Source organism: Vibrio sp. 1069, from assembly GCF_033340555.1.
Window position 1 is genome coordinate 1 of record NZ_JAWOWP010000913.1, and the last position, 526, is coordinate 526.

The following is a 526-nucleotide window of genomic DNA, read 5'->3' on the forward strand; positions in this document are numbered from 1 at the left end:
TTCAACCGATCAACTGATGAAATCACTGAACAACGCCAGCGATAAGCTGAACTTGTTGCAAGAAAACATCTGGCTAAAGAAAGAGCTCGACATGCAAACTCATGTCGGCCCGAAAATGATTGGTCACAGTAAAGTCATGGTGAGTATTCGCCGAGCCTTAATCAGCGCACCGACGAACCAACCTCTGATTTTCGTGGGACAAGACGGCACTGGTCGCCGATTAGCTGCGCAATTTGCTCACGATATTCACGCCACACCAGACAGCGAGCTGATTGCCGCATCAGGTGAAGACCTTTACGAACTGTCGCTAGATGCACTCGACAAAGCCATTGACCACCTGACGGAAGACTCAAATCGTTGCAGTTTGTACCTGCACAGCGCAGAACATATCTCGCTCGCACAGTGGCAATGCCTGTTTAACCACCCGAAATTGGAGCGCGTATTTGGTGCGACGACCAAGGTTGATGCCGATGTTAAACCGTTCGCAACGCTCATCCACTTACCAACGCTGGATGAACGCAAAGAA

At 49.8% G+C, this 526-nt stretch carries 1 pseudogene; it reads left to right on the forward strand.

The features are described from left to right. Nucleotides 1-526 (forward strand): annotated as a pseudogene (locus tag R7040_RS29775) (sigma-54-dependent Fis family transcriptional regulator); the annotation flags it as partial.